At 49.6% G+C, this 19,835-nt stretch carries 14 protein-coding genes, 1 tRNA gene and 1 pseudogene; 7 read left to right on the top strand and 9 right to left on the bottom strand.

All coding sequences use genetic code 11. From position 1 onward, the window contains the following. Positions 1–13 precede the first annotated feature (13 nt). Positions 14–520, top strand: coding sequence for a nitroreductase family protein (locus METFOR_RS12215; protein ID WP_015286460.1), 507 nt, complete (start codon positions 14–16; stop codon positions 518–520). 185 nt (positions 521–705) lie between these two features. Next, complete coding sequence (gene hxlA, locus METFOR_RS12210; protein WP_048110991.1) at positions 706–1,992, top strand: 3-hexulose-6-phosphate synthase; 1,287 nt, start codon at positions 706–708, stop codon at positions 1,990–1,992. 10 nt (positions 1,993–2,002) lie between these two features. On the opposite strand, the gene METFOR_RS12205 is transcribed toward hxlA, so the two are convergent. The 3 genes from METFOR_RS12205 to METFOR_RS12195 are packed head-to-tail and all read right to left on the bottom strand — an operon-like array spanning position 2,003 to position 5,029. Next, positions 2,003–2,437: an ACT domain-containing protein gene (locus tag METFOR_RS12205; protein WP_015286458.1), complete on the bottom strand. Its 435-nt coding sequence runs from the start codon at positions 2,435–2,437 to the stop codon at positions 2,003–2,005. 1 nt (position 2,438) lies between these two features. Next, positions 2,439–3,740, bottom strand: a complete 1,302-nt coding sequence (locus METFOR_RS12200) for a phenylacetate--CoA ligase family protein (protein ID WP_015286457.1) — start codon at positions 3,738–3,740, stop codon at positions 2,439–2,441. Further along, positions 3,740–5,029 carry a phenylacetate--CoA ligase family protein gene (locus METFOR_RS12195; protein WP_015286456.1) on the bottom strand — a complete coding sequence of 430 codons (1,290 nt, stop codon included), beginning with the start codon at positions 5,027–5,029 and terminating at the stop codon, positions 3,740–3,742. The genes METFOR_RS12200 and METFOR_RS12195 overlap by 1 nt, the downstream gene beginning before the upstream one ends. A 212-nt stretch (positions 5,030–5,241) precedes the next feature. On the opposite strand from METFOR_RS12195, the gene cas1 reads away from it, so the two are divergent. Next, positions 5,242–6,171 carry a CRISPR-associated endonuclease Cas1 gene (cas1, locus tag METFOR_RS12190; RefSeq protein ID WP_048110990.1) on the top strand — a complete coding sequence of 310 codons (930 nt, stop codon included), beginning with the start codon at positions 5,242–5,244 and terminating at the stop codon, positions 6,169–6,171. On the opposite strand, the gene METFOR_RS12185 is transcribed toward cas1, so the two are convergent. From METFOR_RS12185 to METFOR_RS16235, 6 genes and pseudogenes are all read right to left on the bottom strand, one after another. Further along, a complete protein-coding gene (locus METFOR_RS12185) occupies positions 6,155–6,451 on the bottom strand; it encodes an acylphosphatase (protein WP_015286454.1) in 297 nt (98 codons plus the stop codon). The two genes, cas1 and METFOR_RS12185, sit on opposite strands and share 17 nt — an antisense overlap. Then, positions 6,451–10,011, bottom strand: a complete 3,561-nt coding sequence (locus METFOR_RS12180) for a hypothetical protein (RefSeq protein WP_015286453.1) — start codon at positions 10,009–10,011, stop codon at positions 6,451–6,453. The genes METFOR_RS12185 and METFOR_RS12180 overlap by 1 nt, the downstream gene beginning before the upstream one ends. A 201-nt stretch (positions 10,012–10,212) precedes the next feature. Then, positions 10,213–11,607 carry a phosphoglucosamine mutase gene (gene glmM, locus METFOR_RS12175; RefSeq protein WP_015286452.1) on the bottom strand — a complete coding sequence of 465 codons (1,395 nt, stop codon included), beginning with the start codon at positions 11,605–11,607 and terminating at the stop codon, positions 10,213–10,215. A 26-nt stretch (positions 11,608–11,633) separates the two neighbouring features. After that, entirely contained in the window at positions 11,634–12,047 is a 414-nt protein-coding gene (mobB, locus tag METFOR_RS12170) for a molybdopterin-guanine dinucleotide biosynthesis protein B (RefSeq protein ID WP_015286451.1), read from the bottom strand. Further along, on the bottom strand, positions 12,044–12,754 hold the full coding sequence (locus METFOR_RS12165) for a DUF5806 family protein (protein ID WP_015286450.1): 711 nt from the start codon (positions 12,752–12,754) through the stop codon (positions 12,044–12,046). Before METFOR_RS12165 ends, mobB begins: the two co-directional genes overlap by 4 nt. Positions 12,755–13,440: 686 nt before the next feature. Continuing rightward, a pseudogene (locus METFOR_RS16235) lies at positions 13,441–13,581 on the bottom strand (helix-turn-helix domain-containing protein); the annotation flags it as partial. A gap of 2,271 nt (positions 13,582–15,852) precedes the next feature. On the opposite strand from METFOR_RS16235, the gene xerA reads away from it, so the two are divergent. The 4 genes from xerA (at position 15,853) to METFOR_RS12140 (ending at position 19,780) form a co-directional block, all read left to right on the top strand. Then, entirely contained in the window at positions 15,853–16,767 is a 915-nt protein-coding gene (gene xerA, locus METFOR_RS12155; protein WP_015286447.1) for a site-specific tyrosine recombinase/integron integrase, read from the top strand. A 1,023-nt stretch (positions 16,768–17,790) separates the two neighbouring features. After that, positions 17,791–18,321, top strand: a complete 531-nt coding sequence (locus METFOR_RS12150; protein ID WP_148277687.1) for a hypothetical protein — start codon at positions 17,791–17,793, stop codon at positions 18,319–18,321. 100 nt (positions 18,322–18,421) lie between these two features. Next, positions 18,422–18,494 (top strand) — tRNA-Gln (locus tag METFOR_RS12145). Between the two features lie 62 nt (positions 18,495–18,556). Continuing rightward, complete coding sequence (locus tag METFOR_RS12140; protein WP_015286444.1) at positions 18,557–19,780, top strand: tyrosine-type recombinase/integrase; 1,224 nt, start codon at positions 18,557–18,559, stop codon at positions 19,778–19,780. The last annotated feature ends 55 nt before the right edge of the window (positions 19,781–19,835 follow it).

The raw sequence follows: 19,835 nt of genomic DNA, 5'->3' as shown, positions 1-19,835 counted from the left end.
CCCATTCCGGTGCATGAATGTTGTTACCACACTGATAAAGTCCCGTCACAGTGTCCGGAAATACAAACCGGATCCTCTCGATGAGCGGGCAATCCAGGACGCTCTCGAATGCGCCGCCCTTGCACCCACGGCGCGGAATGTCCAGCCATGGCTGTTTGGTGTAGTGCGCGACAAACATGTGCTGAAGACTATTGCCGGGCTTGCAGCGAACGGGCCGTTCATTGCTGATTGTGCAGCATGCTTTTTCGTTTTCTGTGAAAGGAAGGAGCTCTACTACCTGGAGGATGGCTGCGCTGCAACCGAGAACCTGATCCTTGCCCTCCAGGCCTATGGTATCTCGTCATGCTGGGTGGCGGGAGACAAGAAAGAGTACGCAGAGCCTGTCAGGAAATTACTGAATGTGCCGGAAACCTATACCCTCGTCTCCCTTGTTGCGGCCGGTATTCCTGCCGAAGTCACGATTGCACCAAAGAAACCCTTGAAAAAACTTGTGTTCTTTGAACAATACAAAAAGGAATAGCCGGGCATTGTCCTTTATTCCCGCTCTTTTTTTGCACTATTATACACCCATAATTACACCCGTTTTGTTCCTCATTGCAGGAACGGGGAATGCATCCCCGGCATAAAACAATACTGCTACCCTGTTCACTTGCATCCGCCCATGATCGGGTAATGCTTAATCTCCGGCGCATCAGATCATTAGTCATGAACCATGGGATCCTGCAGGTGGCGCTTGACCTTCTCGATCTGGATCGTGCTGTGAAGATTGCGCAGGAAGCTGTCGAAGGCGGTGCTGACTGGATCGAAGCAGGAACCCCGCTCATCAAGAGCGAAGGCATGCACGCTGTCCGGACATTGCGCCAGCAGTTTCCTCATGCAGTCATCGTTGCAGACATGAAAGTGGCCGATACCGGGGCTCTTGAGGTGGAGATGGCGGCAAAAGCCGGCGCAGATGTCATCGGGATCCTTGCGGATGCGGATGACGCGGTGATTGCTGAATCTGTCCGGGCTGCTCGGCTCTATGGCGTGAAGATCATGGCAGACCTGATCAACGTGGCAGATCCTCTCGCCCGCGCTCAGCAACTGGAATCTTTTGGCGTCCACATTATCTGCGCCCATGTGGGCATTGATCAGCAGATGACCGGAAAAGAGTCCTTGAACCTCCTCTCCACACTATCCGGTCAGATTAACATCCCCCTGGCAGTTGCCGGGGGAATCGATGCTTCGGGTGCTGGTGACGCTATCCGGAACGGAGCGGAGATTGTGATCGTTGGTGGCAATATTGTGCGTTCTGCTGATGTGATGGGTTCCACAAAGGAGATCCGGCGCGGAATGAACACAGGGAGGGGGGATGTCCGCCGCAGCAGGTCGAAAGAGGAAGAGACACATGACATTTTTATGCAGGTTTCAGCGCCCAATATCACCGATGCAATGCACCGGAAAGGAGCAATGAACGGGATCGTCTCTATTTGCGGTACCGTGAAACTGGTGGGAAAGGCTGTCACCGTGCAGACATTTGCCGGTGACTGGGCAAAACCCGTGGAGGCTATCGATGTTGGAATGCCCGGGGATGTCATCGTCATCAACAACGATGGGGGGACGCATGTAGCCCCGTGGGGGGAGCTTGCCACCCTGAGTTGCATAAAAAAAGGAATTTCAGGTGTAGTCATCGATGGCGCAGTCAGGGATGTTGATGATATCCGTGCGTTGAAGTATCCGGTCTTTGCAAAATCGACCGTGCCCAATGCCGGAGAGCCCAAAGGAATGGGGGAGATCAATGCCGAGATCCGGTGTTGCGGGCAATGGGTCCGTCCCGGTGACTGGATTGTTGGCGATGAGAGCGGGGTTGTCGTGATCCCTGCAGAGCAGGCATACGAGGTGGCACGGAGGGCACTGGAGATCCGGAAAACCGAAGAACGAATCCGCGAAGAGATCCAGCGGGGAAGCACTCTTGCTCAAATCGCGCATCTGGAAAAGTGGGAAAAAAGATAACAGTGACTGGTCAGTGAAAGACCGATCTCTCGATCAGGGTCGCACCTGACTGCTGGATCTTTTTTATTGCATCCTCAACCTGATCGACACGGAGGATGAGGACTGCGCCATCTTTCCCGGAGTATGCGTACGAATACTCAATGTTGATCCCGGAATCCCCGAGAATCTTCGCGACTTCGTAGAGACCGCCGGGCTGGTCTTTCATCTTTACCGCGATCACGTCAGTGAATGCGATGTTGAATCCGAGCGCCTGCAGCGTATCATGGGCTTTCTGCGGGTGATCCACAAGTGCCCTGACAACACCAAAACCATTTGCCTCAGCAATGCTGAATGCAAGAATGTTCACCTTCTCTTCTCCCAGGGCGTGGGCGATAGCCGCGAGGCGGCCCGGGCGATTTTCCGAGAATATCGAGATCTGTTTGATCAGGTATTTTTTCGCGTCCATGTTATAACGACCTCTTATCAATAACTTTCTTGGATTTTCCTTCAAACCTCGGGAGTGAGCCGGGTTCGACAAGCTCCACATCGGCGTTCACGTTCAGGGAGTTCCTGAGCCGGTGTTCAACATTCTGGCGGATCTTCATCAGGTCCGTTATCTTGTCGCTGAATGACTCCTTTTTCAGTTCAACCCTGACAAGCATATCGTCAAGTGCGCCTTTCCGCTCTACGACGATCTGGAAGTGCTGCCCGACTTCGGGAATCGCCATCAGTGCATGTTCTACCTGCGAGGGGAAGACATTGATCCCCCGGATGATCAGCATGTCATCGACGCGGCCCTGGATCCGGTGAATCCGCGGGTTGGTCCTTCCGCAGGCACAGACGGCATCGTCCATTGCTGCGATATCCCCGATCCGGTAGCGAATCATGGGGAGCGCTTCTTTCTGCAGGATGGTGATGGTGACTTCCCCGCTCTCTCCTGGCTCCAGCGGCTCTTCTGTCTTGGGATCGATAATTTCGACGAGAGCAAGATCGGACCAGACATGGAATCCGTTCTGTTCGCTGCATTCAGTGAACATCGGACCGGACAACTCACTGGTACCATAGATATCATATGCCTTGATCCCGAGCCAGTCCTCAATCCTGACCCGCATCTTCTCGGTCCAGGGTTCTGCCCCAAGAATACCCGTTCGCAGCCGGGTATCTTTCCGGATACTCATGCCCATCTTCTCGGCAACTTCGCCCATATGCAGGAGATACGAGGGAGTGCAGGCTATCGCCGTTGCGCCCAGGTCCTGCATCAGTTCGATCTGGCGCTCGGTATTACCAACACTTGTCGGCAGGACCGTTGCACCGATCCGTTCTGCCCCATAATGCATCCCGAGCCCTCCGGTGAAGAGGCCGTACCCGTAACTGACCTGGATGACATCGCCCCGCCCAAGGCCGATGGATGTCAAGCCCCGTGCAAGCGAGGTAGTCCACAGGTCCAGATCCTTCTGCGTGTACCCGACAACCGTTGGTTTCCCGGTGGTCCCGCTTGAGACATGGTACCGGACCAGTTCGTCCTGCGTTGCGGTAAAGATGCGGTCGGGATAATTATCCCTGAGGTCCCGCTTGAACATGAACGGGAGTTTTTTCACATCGGCAAGCTCGCGGATATCATCCGGATGGACATTCTGCTCTTTCATCCGGTCGTGATAGAACGGGGAAAAACTGTACAATCGGTAAGCAAGACTTTTCAGCAGTTTATACTGCATTTTCCGGAGATCCTCTTGGGGCATCTCTTCAATACGGGGATCCCATAAGGCCATTACAATCCCTCTCTTCGATCAATAACTCTTTTGGCTTTTCCTTCAAACCGTGGCAGGGAACCCGGTTCAACCAGTTTTACTGTTGTACGCAACTCAAGTGCATCCCGAAGCTCCTTGACGACTTTTTTCTGGAGCCGGGCAAGATCGGATAGTTCTCCGCTGAAGTGTTCCCTGTTGATCTCCACGTCGACTGTCATCTCATCCAGATGATTGATTCTGTCGATATAGACCATAAATTGATTGCCTACCTCAGGAATCCCGAGGAGCACATGCTCGATCTGGGACGGGAACACATTAATGCCACGGATAACGAGCATATCGTCGCTTCTCCCGGTGATCCGCGTGATCTTTTTCCCTCTCCTGCAGAGACATCCGTCTTCCATGAGCATGGTGACATCCCCTGTCCGGTACCGGAGTAGCGGCATGGCTTCCTTGACAAGCGGAGTAACCACCAGTTCTCCACGTTCTCCATCGGCAACAGGTTCGCCATTGAGAGGATCAATGATCTCTACCAGATAACTGTCATGCCAGATATGGAGGCCGTCACGTTCGGGGCATTCGAAGGCAACTCCCGGGCCGAACAGTTCACTCATTCCATAAGAGTCATATGCGGTAACGCCCAGTCGGTCCTCGAGGGTCTTTCGTGTGCTTTCCGACCAGGGTTCCGCACCAAAGATCGCCGTCTTCAGGGTTTCAAGACCCGCTCCCATCTCCTCTGCAACTTCAGAGAGGTGCATGGCATAACTGGGCGTGCAGTGTATTGTCGTTACGTTAAAATCCTGGATCATCTCGATCTGGCGTTTCGTGTTGCCGGTTGCACTGGGAATGACGGTCATCCCGATCTTCTCGGCGCCGTAGTGGAAACCAAGGCCTCCTGTGAACATCCCGTAATTCACCATATTCTGGAAAACATCATCCTCGGTTATGCCGACCATTGTCATGTTCCGGGCAATGAGGTCTGACCATGCATCCAGGTCATTGCGGGTATATCCCACAACCGTGGGCTTCCCGGTGGTTCCCGAAGTGGTGTGAATCCGCACGATCTTCTTCATGGGGACAGCAAAAAAACCAAAAGGATACCCGCTTCGGAGATCCTGTTTCTTTGTAAACGGGATTTTTCGTATATCCTCCAATGTCTTTATGGACGCTGGTTTGATCCCGGCTCCGGCAAGGAGGTTTTGGTAAAAACCTACGTTATGTGCCTGGTTCAGTGTCTTTTTCAAGCGTTTGAGCTGGAGTTCTTTGAGTTCCGTTGGTTTCAGCGTCTCGATTTTTTTATCCCAGAACATTGTTCGCACCCTGTTATGCTATAACATGACGAGTGTATGTATATCGGTTTGCTGGGGTTTATATCCACCGAAAATTGTTCTCTGCCCACTTGAAAACGTGTTATTTTCCTCTCTTTTGGGATCTGCAGCACCATGTCATTCAAAACGATGAATTAATCCGTCTCACTGTGGTAGTATTTACACAGTCGGACGCGTATGTCCTGGTGCGGAGTATGGTGGATTATCCTTGGGTTTCTGTCAGCGGCTTTGGAGCCCATATCAAGTCAACCCGGAAGCACCTGATTATCCAGAAGAAAACCAGCACGGAACAATACCCTCTCGAAGATATTTCCCACCTTCTTGTTGTTGGCGGGCATACGATCCATTCTGCAACCATCTCTCAGCTGGTGAGGAATGGGGTATATATCACCTTTTTTGATTCGGACGGAACTCCTGTTGGGACGATACGGCCTTTTTCCGCTGACAATGGTGAAGAGAGTTCTGAACACCAGCGTTCCCTTCCCCGCCAGCGGTATGCGATCCGGATTGCACAGGCCTCGATTAAGTCCCGGCTCTTTGCGATCGAACGAATTCAGGAATCCCGGCAATCCAGCCTGTTTTATGAGGGTGAACTGGATTTGCTCCACAAATCCCTGGATGAACTGGAATATCTGATAAAACTGGACGAAATTCGCCGCCTGCACAAACTCTCTTCCGATATGTATTATGAGATCCTCTCACGGAGTCTTCCACCGGAACTGGGATTTCGGAGGAGGACCCTCCGACCACAGGCCGACCCCGTCAATGCGATGCTCTCTTTTGGGTATGCTATGCTCTTTGGCAATTGTACTGTTGCTGTTATCGGAGCTCTCCTCAATCCGGACGTGGGGCTTCTCCATGAGGGAAAAGGTGGTCTCGTCTACGATCTCATCGAACCATTAAAAGCAGGGACGGTTGATCCCATAGTCCTGAACATGGCAGGGGGATCCCTGACAGATTCTGATTTTGAACTTACGAACGACCGGTGTATGCTGTCAGATACCCTGATAAGCGCTATGATTAAGTCATTTTACGCCGCAAATATCTCCGACCGGGTCAATGAACAGGTGTACAATTTTTCCCGGGCCCTTGTGACCGGAACGGATTTTAAAATTCTGTATTGAACCTGTTCTCCAGTTTCAGAACAGAGAACCCATCGAACACTGTCAAGGGCATCTCCGTGATCTGGAGATCCCGTATTACAGCCCGTGGACAGCTGTAAACCATAGAGGTGAATTTCTCAAGCACTATCGCTTCACCCGTTGCATAAACCTGCACCTTTCCGTCTTCAAGATTAAGAACTGTTCCTGTGATATTCAGGTCTGATGCTATTCTCCGGATGCATGCCCGAAAACCGACCTTCTGAACCCTGCCGGTGATGATTATTTTGAGTGTCTTCATCATTACATCCTCTGCATAATTTTAATGGCAAGGCCCAGTTCATCGAATACCTCCTCTCTCAATGTCGACTGCCGGATATTTGTCGCCGCATCGATTGCATAGTCCAGGATTTCCTGCGCGGAATGCTCACAGCCTGCGGCAGAGATTTTCAACGCGATATCGCACATCACAAAAGCCCTCCGGGATAACGGGCGGATGATTCTTGCCTCCTTGATTGAATTCTGGAGCATCTTCCGGGACAGTTTATCCTGACCTTCTTTCTTGAAATACACAGAAAGGTAACAGAAGAATATCGCCTCCTTCCCCCTGTCTGCCACGGCCCTGACCAGTCTCTCCAGTGTTGCAACGGAGCTCGGGTGAATGCCCTCTTTTATCATTCTCTCGGAAACCGACTTGATCTTCACAAACTGGGGCGTGATCTCATACATCTCGGTATATCCCAGCTGCTCCAGCCGGAAGAGACGCACCTCATCCGCATCGATTGTTTTGATCACCTGGATCGCAAGATCCCGCATTTTTCTATCATGCGACTGTTCATACAGACCGCTGTAGATATCAGCGATATTGTTCCTGATGGTATCTGCAATTGAGGGGATGTTGATCTTTTTTGTGAGCGATTCTGCTTTTTTTAAGAGTTTGAGCGTCAGTTCCCCATCCGCATTCTGGAGGGTTAGCCTGACAATGGAGAGGATTACTGAAGCCTTCTCATACGGGGTAATAACGTTATCTGCAGCTGCTTCCATTGCGCGTATCAGGTCCCTGCGCTTTTCAGGATCCCTGCGGACCATGCGATACACTGAAATCAGGGAGCTGGCATACTCTGCTGGATCTTTGATCTTCTGTGCTATCTGCAATGCGGTGGTGAACCAACGGGAATCCGGGTGAATTGTATTGAACCGGACAATGGTTTTTATGACCTGTCGGCGGGCCTGTGAGTCCTTGTCAAATTCGGTTTCATCCAGTTGTTGGATTGCACGTGCGAGGTTCTTTTCCGCAATCGTCTCATCAACCTGAGTGTATGATGATGCAAGGTATGACTGGACAAGGACTTTATGGTAGCCGGAATTGAGGATGATGTCCAGGTTCTTCTCTACCTCCTGAAGGATGTGGCGGGCATCCTCAGTTTTCTGCAATCGCGAAAAGAGGTCAGCCAAATTGCATAACCCCGTGAGCCTGACGTAGGGATCAAATATCAGAAGGAGAACCTTGTGGATCAGCGCTATGACTTCCGGGCTCGAATGGACGAGTTCATTCCTCCGTAAGAGAAATGCCATCGTCTCGTACGGATCTGTTGAATTGGGATGCGTAATCTCATCATTCAGGTTTGAGACTATCCTTGACAGCATGGCATCGCGTTCAAAGGTGTTCTCTATCTCAGTTGCGAACAGGGCGAGTGGTATGATGTAGTCCAGGCTTGCGCTTGTTTTGGAACAGGACAGGATAATGTCGATTATCCCGGCAATTTTCAGCGACGCCTGCTGGGGTTTTACATGGTTCCTGATGATTTCCCTTCCCCGGACAAACGGTGAATATTTCACCCCGAATTCCTGTGTGGAGGAGACAAACGAGGGATCGTTTAATAGAGCGCATCCTATCTTCACAAAACACTCCGCAATGCGTTCGAACAGCTGACCTTTTAATGAGGGATCGTTTATCTCGCCTGCGATGAGATACGCCTCTTCGAGTGCGTCGCAGGATTGCTTATCAATAGCGTATTTTATTACCCCATCGATGATATTGGCCATTGCATAGGAGACCAGGTCTTTTTCAAGAAGGGAATTGCTCCAGGCTTTCATCCTGAGCAGCAGGTCGAGATCGCCCTGCTGGGCTGCAAGGATTGACGCCTCATCGATGATGCTGCTCAGGGCTGCAGACCGGGTGTTCTGACCTTCAATCTCGCATGTCAGCCCGACCGCTCTCTGAAGGAAGTCCCGGTTTTTGATCTTTACCCCGATCTTTGCAATCTTGATAACGATATTCGATATCGCGCGCTCCTTGAGTGCCTGTTCCCGGATGGACTCTGCAAACCGGATAAGGATCCCCGGATCATGGGAGTCTAAAAATCCCCTGTCTACGAGGATGGTTATACTTTCTAGGATAAGGTGGTCCTGTTTTGGATGGAGCAGGATAAGGTTCCGGATCGAAAGGATGTGAAGGATAAGGTCGTGGTAACTGGATTCCCTGCTCAGTTCGATCGTAGCCCGGTATACCGCAGTGCTGACGACATCAGGGTGCAGTTTTGTGAGGATGTTGTTATGGATCAGGGGGATGCTGTCATTTAACACCCCTTCCTTCAGCAGCTGGGTGAGGCAGTCCGTATATTGCGCTGCATTCTCGATCTCATGGTTGATCTTCCCGAATATTCCCAGGGCATAGCTGAAGTTTCCCGAGGCCAGCATAATCTGCGAGAACTGGAGATAGATCCTCGAAAGAATGTCAGGATTGCAGTGGCGTTCAAGGATCGGGATGAGTTCGGTGAGGACCTGCATGTCATTTGCATTGTTCGCCACGGCAACCCCTGCATGGACCATCTCCCGTATCGGGAAGTTCTCCTTGTCAGAGATGTGTTGCTGAAGATCCATTGCCGTGGATAAGAACCACTGGTCTCCGGAGCGCTCCGCTTTTTTGAGCAGATCGATAACCAGCGTTCCCGTGACTTCCGGTTTGTCATGGCATAACTGCTGGAGAATGGTGATAATCTGTTGTTTGTCCTTGACCCGTTCGAGCAACTGTTCGGTTAACGCGCTCACGATCTCAAGGAATGCATCGGGGGGGACTTCGGAAAAACGCTCGAGGAAGCGGGGAATATCCGCCATATCCTTGCCAAACACCGTCTTTGCGCCTTTTCCGACAATCTCGGAGATACAATTTTGTCTCCTTATTTTCTGGTGGATGCTGGTTGCACTGCGGATGCTGTCTAAAAATAAGGGCCTGTCCTTGTCGAGAATGGCAACGGTAGCCAGAGCTTTAGCAAGCTCCGCATGCAATACCGCCCTTTTGGAGATATCTCCTATCTCTTCGATGAGAAGGAGCGATGTGCGGAGCAGGTTCTGGCTGCGTGTGGTAATCGCCCAGACAATCAGCAGCGGGATGATATCGATCATGATATCTGACCGGTATTTCCGGAAACTGATGCGGTCGAGGAGGAGGAGTCCCTGATCGATCAGGTCCGGGGCAGCGTCAGATACTCCGGCATCGATCAGGTCACGGGCAAGCATGGCAAACACCCGGGACTGGTTGCTTTTTTTGCTGATCTTGTCGGACAGGAGGAAAACAGTCTCCAGCCAGCGACGGTCTTTTGTGAGGATATATTGCCTGATTATCCGCGAGAATAATTCTTCATTGTCACTTCGCTCGATCTCCTGGAGGGCCGCAGGAAGGGAGGGCCTGTTCTCCCGGATTGCGGTATCAAGGATAAGCTTGTTGAGATCTATTACAAGGTTTTTCCGTGCCCGCCGGTTCTGGGGATTATCAAAGACTGCGATAACCGGTTCCAGCACCTTCCAGTCTTCTACGGAAAGGCCTTTTTTGATATTGTGCAGTATATCGATGGTCTGGACCATGGCTCATCACACGAACCAGCGGATGATCGGTGATCTGAATTTGACTAACACCTTTAAAAGAATTTCGAAAATGCATTCGCTTGATTTTTGATTATTTTTGTATTATAGGTTACAAAATTGAGTATTTTGCTTAAAACGAGGTGCCCTGTCATCGATTTGGGAAACTCTGGCACAGGGGGCTGTTTTCCACCGCGATCATGACTATAGATGAAGGGAGGCCTCAAGCCCCCCCGAATCAACAGCCTTGCGAATACAGTTCATGATCTCTGTATGAAACGCCTGTCCATCTTCTGGTAATGGGGAATCAATGATTACTCGGATTATAGGTTCGGTTCCGGAAGCGCGGATGAGCGCCCATGACCCATTCCTGAAGATCTTCACCCCGTCGGTCTCATCTATTTTTTCAGAGGAATAGGCATTCTTCAGCCTCCCGATTATCTCCGCTCCTTTTTGTGTGACAATCTTTTCCTTAATAATGGTGCGGGGTGGAAGTTCGTCAACAAGCTCGGAGAGTTTTTTCCCGGTAGATGCTAGGAGGGAGACCATCATCGCAGCGGTCATTCCGCCATCGCGGCAGAACTGGTGTTCCGGAAAGATCAACCCGCCATTTCCTTCGCCGCCGAAAATGACTGGCTTTCCCTGATCAAGGAGCGAGCGCATGGTCCTTGCAACGTAAATGCTCCCGACCGGTGTATATTCAATGGATGAACGCGCCCTGGTTACAACGTCTTCCGCAACCTGCCCGGTACTCACCGGCGTGACAACGATTCCCTGTTTCCGGCGACAGATGTGACTTGCGATAAGGGCAAACTGCAGATTCTCTTCAACAAACCGTCCTTTCTCGTCGATAAAAACGGCCCGGTCGGCATCTCCGTCATGCGCCACGCCAAATGCCGCACCACTCCCTGTGACCAGCGCAGCACAATTCATCAGGCCTTCCAACGAAGGTTCCGGCAACCTGCCGGGAAATGTCCCGTCCATGATCGCATTGATAGTTAATACCCGGCACCCCAGGTCCGTTAAAATCCTCGGGGTGGTGAGGCTTGCCGGCCCCGAGCCGGGATCCACAACAACAGTCATGCCCTCCCCCGGCTTTCCGGAAAACGATCCTGTTATCGCAGTGATATAATTTGTAAGAAGTTCCGGCCCCTGAGTCTCTTTCCCGGTCCGGTCCCATGGCTCAACGGAGAAAGCCCTGCTAAAAATCTTATCTTCGAGTTTCACCGTTTCCTCGTCTCCCATTTCCGTTCCGTCAGGCTCGATAATTTTTACGCCATTATATTCCGGGGGATTGTGGGATGCGGTTATTATGGCGCCAGCCGCAAATCCCTCTTTCACGATGTACTGGAGTGCTGGTGTCGGGAGGATCCCGCAGTCGACAACATCACAACCTACGGAGAGGAGCCCGGCTTTAAGGGCACGGATAAACATTTCTCCGGATGTCCTCGTGTCACGACCTACTGCAATCCGGCCCTTTCTCATGGACCCGAGGGACTGCCCGATCACCATGACCAGATCCGGGGTGAGATCCTTTCCGACTACCCCTCTCACCCCGTTGGTCCCGAATAACCGCTTCTGCATCTTCTTTACTGGCATAGTCCATACCACATGGTGTCGTACCTTTATTTATAATCGTCAAAAAGGTGGAGTGCCCCTATCACTTCAGTTGGAGTGGGGTCTTTGAGGACACACCGGTCGATCTCCAGGGAGCCGATCACGATCTTTGCGTAGGATCGCTGCTTATATCCCTCGATCACGGCGAAATGGATCCCGTGCCCGGCATACATTTTCAGGGTTGAATCCAGATCGGTATGGTGCAGCGTGCATACGGTCTTTTCACTATCAATCCCTGTTGAAATGTCTGCGCCTGCCTCGTAGAAAAACGTCGTGTCTTTCCCGTCTTCAAGGTGATACTCGTGATCGCCGAGATGCTTGATTACTCCAACAGGACCTATCTTCTTCAGTTCCGGAATAAGTTTTCTGATAAAGGTTGTTTTCCCGGAATTGGACCTGCCGGCAACCTGGATGATCTTCATTGAGTATCACGCTCTGTATTCAGATTTTTATTAACCGGAGAAATGTCAGGGATTGGAACGACAGGTACCACCTTATCGGGATCCTCATGAATAGGTGACTTATCAGGGACTCTTACCTGCAGTGATGAGGTATTTTTCGGGAGATTCTCTTCCTGCACCGGTTCAGGGAGATCTGTTGCAGCTGAGGGCTCGGTGGTCCTTTCATCATTGCGTGCTTTTAAGACCGTCTTTGCCGCTTCGCCGACACTCCGCATCACGTTCGTGATGCGGTCTTCAATATCGATCTCTTCATCAATATCGAGAGTTGTGCCTTCAACCTCGAGGAGAAACCGGGAGACCTCGCTTGCCTCGAAGAGGAGGTCGTCAAGTTCGTCCGTGGTAAAGAAGCCGCACATTGCCCCGTAGAAGAATGTGGCGCTTGCCTTTCTCACCTTGCGCTTGAACGAGTTTCTTGCCTGGTTCACCGCCTGGGGAGTATAGGAGTCCTCCATGAATGGGACGAGTTCCGGGAGGTGCCTGCCGATAAACGTCATCTCGGCACCCCCGGATGTGCGGAAGTCGGTGCACAATCGGGCAAGCGCCCATTCGCGGGCTGTAATGTAGGTTCTCTTCCGCAGAAACTGGTTTACTTTACGGTAGGTTGCACCATCGACCTTTTTGAATTTCTTATACTTGTTGATCTCCTGTTGTTCGCTGGTATCGTCCACTGTCAAACACCTGTTCCTGTGGCTGTAAAGGGAAAAACCTGAAAGAAGTGAAGTAATTCTCGTTCTTCTGTATAGCAGTATGTGGTTTATTGTAAAAAATATTGTGGGGAAAAATACCTGATTTCTCCGACGTAAAATGCAGAAAAACAAAAAATAGGGAACCAATGTCTCTGAAGGAAACCTTCTAACAACAGACTCAGCGGAATTACGAGTGTGACCCGCTGTTTTTATTTTCCTTAAGGCCCGCATACGGTCAAGTTACCCTGTCCGAACAGTCGACAGACCGTGAGGATGAGAAGAATCCGAAGGATTCTTCGCGGTGCGAGGGTCGGAAGATCCCGAGCGCCCATGGCTCCATCCGATCTAACACTATCCCATTCAGGTTTTCTGCAGAGCCAAAACGGTGATGTCTTAAAAAAAGATCATGATGATACACGCGCTACGCGTACCCTGGTGGTGTTTTTGAAGGTGAAACGGTCTGTGGGGATTTATTCTTCCGGTGCCTGCTCACCCATGATGTCCCGGAGATACTGTTTCATCCGGGACTGCGGTGAGGTATCGGTATGTTTCTGGTGATCGGTGATGAGGGTGCTCTGTTTCACGGTTGGTGCAGCCTCTTTTTGATCTGGTAAACTTCCTTGGGAGTCTTTCTGCTGTCGGGATCGGATATTACTGTTATTTGAAAGAAAGGTGTCAAGTGCCGATTGTGGTATTCTCCAGGCACGGTAGGAAATCTTGATTCCTTGGAGCCTTCCGGATCGGAGCCAGAGATGAACAGTTTTCTGGTGAACACCAAGAATCTCAGCGACCTGGCGGGGATTCAGCATCTGGGTTTCTTCTTTCATACTCAAGCATTACCAATGGTTCCCAATGGATATAATTGTTCATACGGAAATCTTGCGGGGATTGCCCTGAGGGGAATCTGATTGATGAGGATGTGCAGGGATCGCGTGCTCATCAACGGGTGTTTCCTACCTCTCTGTCGGGGTGCCATCAGATTCGACGCCGTGGCGGTTGTTTTTCGTATGCACCTGTTTTCCACGGATCAACCTGTCAATTCTCCTTAAATATCCGCTCTTATGTATAGCATTATTTGGTTTATAATAAGGATGAACACTTTTCCCAACAGTATAACGATATTGAAAATATGCTCCTTTTTTTGGAATTGGGGTCTGAAATGGCGATTTTTGTGGTTGCCTTATGGCTTTAAGGTTTTCAGCAAACCAAAGGTGATCGTGATCGAAATCGGTCCGAATAGGCCATCACGGTCTGTTTTTTCAGAGTGGATTGGTTCCCGGAATGCTGCAATTTCCCCGTGGGTGTTTCCTGTCGTCAGGATGTTGGGATAGGCGGGCTTTCACATCAGTAGCATCCGAGTCTGACGAAAGAGTGCCTGGGAGAATATTTGGCCGGGATGGATCCTTGGTTATTTCATAAATGCCTAAATTAATAATATGTGGAAATCCAATTTTCTGGATAAAAACAAATTTTTCGTGATATTTCCAATTTATAATAATTACTTCGTAAAATGAAATCCCCAATTATTTCACATATTAATTACATACGGAAATCCTGTTAAAAACAACATTTTTTGGATATTGGGACTTTCACACCTTCGCCGTTGTGTATCAATGATAACGCATTCTTTTCTTTGCGAAGATGAAGTCCCTGGGATAAAGACGTCCTTCAGATGCTCCGTGGATTCGTCAAATTTCCAATCGAATTTTTTCCAAAATATCACATTGTATGACGATAAAATGACAATTTTTTATTGTTTTATAAGTTTAAAAATTAATCAGAAAATTTTCTAAGAGCAACTTTCTCTCTCTGAAAAATTGAAGAATGGAGATAAGTTTCCCATTATTTCATTCGTTTTGTCATGCGAATTTTCCCGTTCGTACTTGTCGGGGAAAATGGATAATAAAAAAAATATTTGGCCTCTTTTCTCTTTAAAATTGAAATAAAATCGATTTTTTTGGAATCTTTTCCGATCTCACCAATTATCGCCGGAAAATGGTATGGAAAAACCTTGGGATTTCCTGCCAAACAGAATTTTTTACCCTGTTTATGTTTATCCTGTTTATGTGTGGGTGCGTTCAAATTAGAATGGATCGGATGCTGGTGTAAATATATCCGTTTCCCGGCGGTGTTCTGAATCAGCAATCCTGCATATCTTCATTTGAATTGCCTAATTTCTTCCTGCCAGTTACATCAACATGACAGGTGCCAGGCGTAATTACTCCGGCTTCTCGAAAAGCTCCCCCTTCTGGCTGCTCATATACGAAAATCAGCGGAATCACAATCCCACTACCCTGACTCCCGAGGCGGTCTTTCCGCGATGGAAACCCATGTGAAAAAACGGTACGGGATAGTGGGCGCCACGGGCGCTGGATGTTTTCAAACCCTCGCCCCGTAAGGAAGCCTTCGGATTCTTCTCATTTTCACGGTGTGTCGATCATTCGGATCGTGGAACTCGGCCGTATCCGGGCCTTAAAATTGAAAAAGGGGGGTCAAGGGGGCTTTCTTCTATGGGCTGCCTCTCTATCAGGTGGAGATGGGTTCATACTGTAATTCAACTGAGCCTTCTATAACGCCCTGAGGCAAAGATACCTGATGGAAAGCCCGAGGATATTCATGCTATCCAAAAAATTCCGCGACTTCTCATTCTATTCTTTAATTCTGAATTATTTCACAGGATCAGTAGTTTGTCATCCATTGCGCTTGATCTGCCACTTTCTTTTTCATCCCGGTCAGGATCAATTATCTTTTTACCACTCTTATATCGCTCCTCATGCCTCCGTGATCCCTGAAAACAGCCATAGTGCGTTTCTGTGGGCGTTTATCGGCACAAGTGGGTCATCGGATGCGGAAAATGAAAAAAACCCCTGTTTTACCCAACAGTTTTCTTCCGTTTTTGGAAACCAGTGGTCTTGCAGTGCATCGAGAATAGTCAAATTGTACGCTCAATGTCAGACAATACTGTTGCCGTGGCCCAAACAAATCGCCCGAAAAACTGCGGAGATCTCGCGATTTCCGGGTTTCGCAGAACAGTTATTCTGCGCAAACCTTTATTTATTTGAGATAAAATAGAATAGAGCATGGAAAGCGGGTATTTTTCGGAATGGCTCAAGAGCTACCGGAACTACCTGCGGATGCGGAACTATTCCCCGCGGACTCTTGACAGTTACGAACAGGTCATCCGGCATTTCGGGTATTATGTCTGGCTCCGGCGGAATATGGATGTGACAAAGCTCGTCTTCCACTGGAAAGACTTCGAAAATGCCCGTCTTGACACTTCTGTTGATGTCACGCCCGTCATGGTGAATGATTTTCTTGCTTTCGTCTCATCGATGCAGACCTACAAGCCCAAGACCTTTCACCGGATCATCTCTACCCTGAGCTCGTTTTACCGGTTTCTCTCAACGCAGGGAGTGGTCAGTATCAACCCCCTGCTGGGAATCGACCGTCCCCGGATCAAGCAGCAGGAGATAAAATATCTTAAGCACAACCAGGTCCTCCGGCTCATCGACTCCATCGATGATCTCCGCGACAAGCTCATCGTCCGGACCATCTATGCCACCGGTGTCCGTGTCTCCGAGCTCTGCAACATGAACATCGAGGACATTGACTTTGATGAGCATACGATCCGAATACGGGGAAAAGGTGACAAGATCCGCCTTGTTTTCGTTGACGAGGACACACTTGCCGAGATCTTATCGTTCATCGGTACCCGTACCAGTGGTCCCCTCTTTGTCGGTCAGCAGGGCAAGCATATCTCCTCCCGTGCCATCCAGCACATCTTCAAGCACTATGCCCCGTCGGGGATTACTCCCCACAAGATCCGCCACAGCTACGCAAGCGAGCTGTACAAACGCTCAAAGAACCTCCGGGTGGTCCAGGAGAACCTCGGCCATACGTCCATCAAGACAACGGAGATCTACCTGCACACCGATATCGAAGAACGCCGGCAGGTCTATCAGCAGTACTTCCCGCTCTCCGGGTCGAACGAATAAGCCTGATTCGGGCTCCTTTTTTGATTTCATTCTTCTTATAAACCATATATTGCTATACATAAAATGGGTCTTTGAGTTTTCCATTCTGCGGGCAAAAATGACCCTGTGGGGAATATCGGGCGGCATAAACGCGATTGCGGGTTGCCGCTGATGGGATTCATTGGTAAGCTTCCCTATGGGGAAGCTGGCAAATGGGGAATAGTATAATTCCATCCGGCCATATGGGGGCGGAGCACTCTATCCAATGGGTGTCATTTTTGCCTGAGCATTATGCAGGATATCAGCCCGGGATATGGTGTTCCTGCCGACACCTGATGCGGGATAACTGGAAGGAACGGTGGCAGCCCGTATCAAAATTATCATACCTTTCTTGATTCAGTCATCAGAACTACTGTCGATTTTTTTAGAAACCTAATTGCTGTTGTGGCGTGGTTGAATTTTCATTGTTTTCCAATTATGAATATTTTCGATGAGAGTTGAAGATTGGAAATTAATTCGAATAATAATCTACTGTGTGAAAAAAGCAACTTTTTAAATATTCTAATCAATTATGTGCTCTGCAGATCCCGACAGTGGGGACAGTACATCCCCTCCATTCGCCGTACTGCTTCTCGAAATGATTGTTGGTTAACCCCTTTGTTTCCCGTGGAAAAATAGAAAATTATTTTTTTCCAATCATTCATTTTTATCTCTTAAAATGGATACATTGGATATTTGTGGGAGTCTCATTAATGGTTTTCCGGAATGGAATCTGCAATCGAACCAGATTTTTGAAATTTTCGAGACCTCTTTAATTTCTGAATGAAACAGATAATGTCTCAATAAATCGAATCTTTCTTTTTTCTCTCATTATAATTATACATTGGAAAAAAATGGAAATTCAATTATCATCGAAATATTGTGCATTGTTTCATCTTTCGTGATTGGACTTTTTATCAGAATTGTCTGAAAACATAAGTTTCGGCCTTTGTTTTTTATTTGACGGCTATCCTGGCATTTTATATGTCGGGGCACTGAAATGAATTGGATGCCAACCACAATTCTTTTTTAGCATCCCTGACGACATACTACGAGAGTACCATGCCCCGTGTCCAGAAACGAAAATACGAAAAGATTGATGATGCTGAGATCGATCTTGTCATCCAGTGCAGTGACAGCCATGAATTCTACGAGCGGTACCGCGAGACTTTTCCTACCCGGAAGAAAGGCATTGACAGCATCAGCAAGATCTGGAAACGGCGCGGAGAGTTCATCAAGAAACAGCAGGCACTCACCCCGGAGCTTGTGACAGACAGCCCATCAGGTCACGAGCTGGCCGCGGCTCTCCAGGCACAGAACAGCATCCTTGCCGAGCTCAGCTCCCTCATGAAGGAGCAGATCAAGGTGAGCAAAGAGATCCTGGCCCGGCTCCCAAAGCAGATCCAGAAGGCTGAAGAATTGGGCCACGCTATGGCGCCGCAGAATGTTACAGAGACTCCGGTAACAATAGAGCACAAGGAGCCGGCAAAGAAACCCCATGAAAAACCCCGTGCGGATATCATGATCGGGTCCTGACCCGGTCCTGTCGTTTTTAACACGCCGTGCTGACTTTAATATCTCCGGCACCAACATCATTAGCACAAATTTTCCGGGCCGGAAAATTTGCCCAACTTCCACCCCCGTAGTGTAGCGGTCAATCATGCAGGACTTTGGATCCGGCGACACCAGTTCGAATCTGGTCGGGGGTATGTAGACCAAAAGTTGGAATCGCATCATAACTCTTTTAGGTAGTCTTGGTCAACCTTCTTTCATGTCTACCCCAACAGCTACACAGTCAGATGTTTTCTCAACTATCAAACCTGAGTATTCGAGCCATACGATCACAGCCGGTCTTGCTTCCGGTCGTTTAACCCAGGATGATGCGGCCCTGATCTCTGAATTCATCGCAGAGAAGCGGGCCGCTGTAGGTATCTGCATCGGCCGGGCCAACATGCTCACCTTCAATCTGGTCGGCTGGCGCCGGTTCATCAAGCCCTTCCGTGAGCTTACCATGGGCGATGTGTATTCGGGAATCGACGCACTCAAGGCGGGGAAGAGCTACAAAGGGAAGCCATTCAAGCAAAACACACTCGCGGACCATGTCGTGATCCTGAAACGGTTCCTGCTCTGGGCTATAGAAAACGGATATAGCAATCTCCCTGAGAAGAAGGTCCGGGCCCTCAAACCCCCGGCCAAAAATAAAGTAACCAAGAAAGCATCTGACCTGCTGACTCCGGATGAGATTAAAACTATCATCCAATCATGCAAGTCTAGCGCGGACCGGGCCCTCATCATGCTTTTGTATGAAGGCGGGTTCCGGATTGGCGAGGTCTGTCAAATGAAATGGGAAGATCTCACGTTCAGTAATGGCGGCGTCGCAACCAGCATCAAATTCAAGACAGAATTCCCGCGGTATGTGCGGGCATACATGTGCACTCAGTACCTGCAGAACTGGAAAGCGGACTATCCGGGCAAACCGGAAGGGTCAGCACTGGTTTTTGTGAACAGCTGGGGCCAGCCCTTCATCCACGCAACGATCGCGAAGCGGATCCAAAGAATCGTCGAGCGGGCCGGGATCACCAAGCACGTTACACCGCACCTGTTCCGGCACTCAAGGATTACGCACATGATAAATGACGGAGTGAGCGAGAGCGTCATCAAGATGATGATGTGGGGAACCGTCAACACCACAATGTTCGAAACCTATGCGCACCTGACCGGAAAAGATATCGATTCCGAGATTTCGCGTGTCTATGGCATTGTGAAGCCGGATGAGAAAAAGAAGGAGCCACAGGTCGCGCCGCGCCAGTGCCCGCACTGCCAGCACATCAACCCGCCGACCACAACCTGGTGTTTCGGTTGCGGGGAATCACTGAGCCCGGACAGCGTCGCGACCGAGGAGACGATCAAGCGTTTCATCATCCGGCATGGCAAGGAACTGAGTGAATTCTTATCAAAAGCAGACAAAACTTCCGAATCGCTTCAAATTCGGTAAGTATATAACGTTCTGTATATCAGTAAAATTGTGCAAGCCAACTACCGTGGGCTGA

It is taken from the genome of Methanoregula formicica SMSP (assembly GCF_000327485.1).
Taxonomy (GTDB): Archaea; Halobacteriota; Methanomicrobia; order Methanomicrobiales; family Methanospirillaceae; genus Methanoregula; species Methanoregula formicica.
This window is presented reverse-complemented; position numbering and strand designations above follow the sequence as displayed.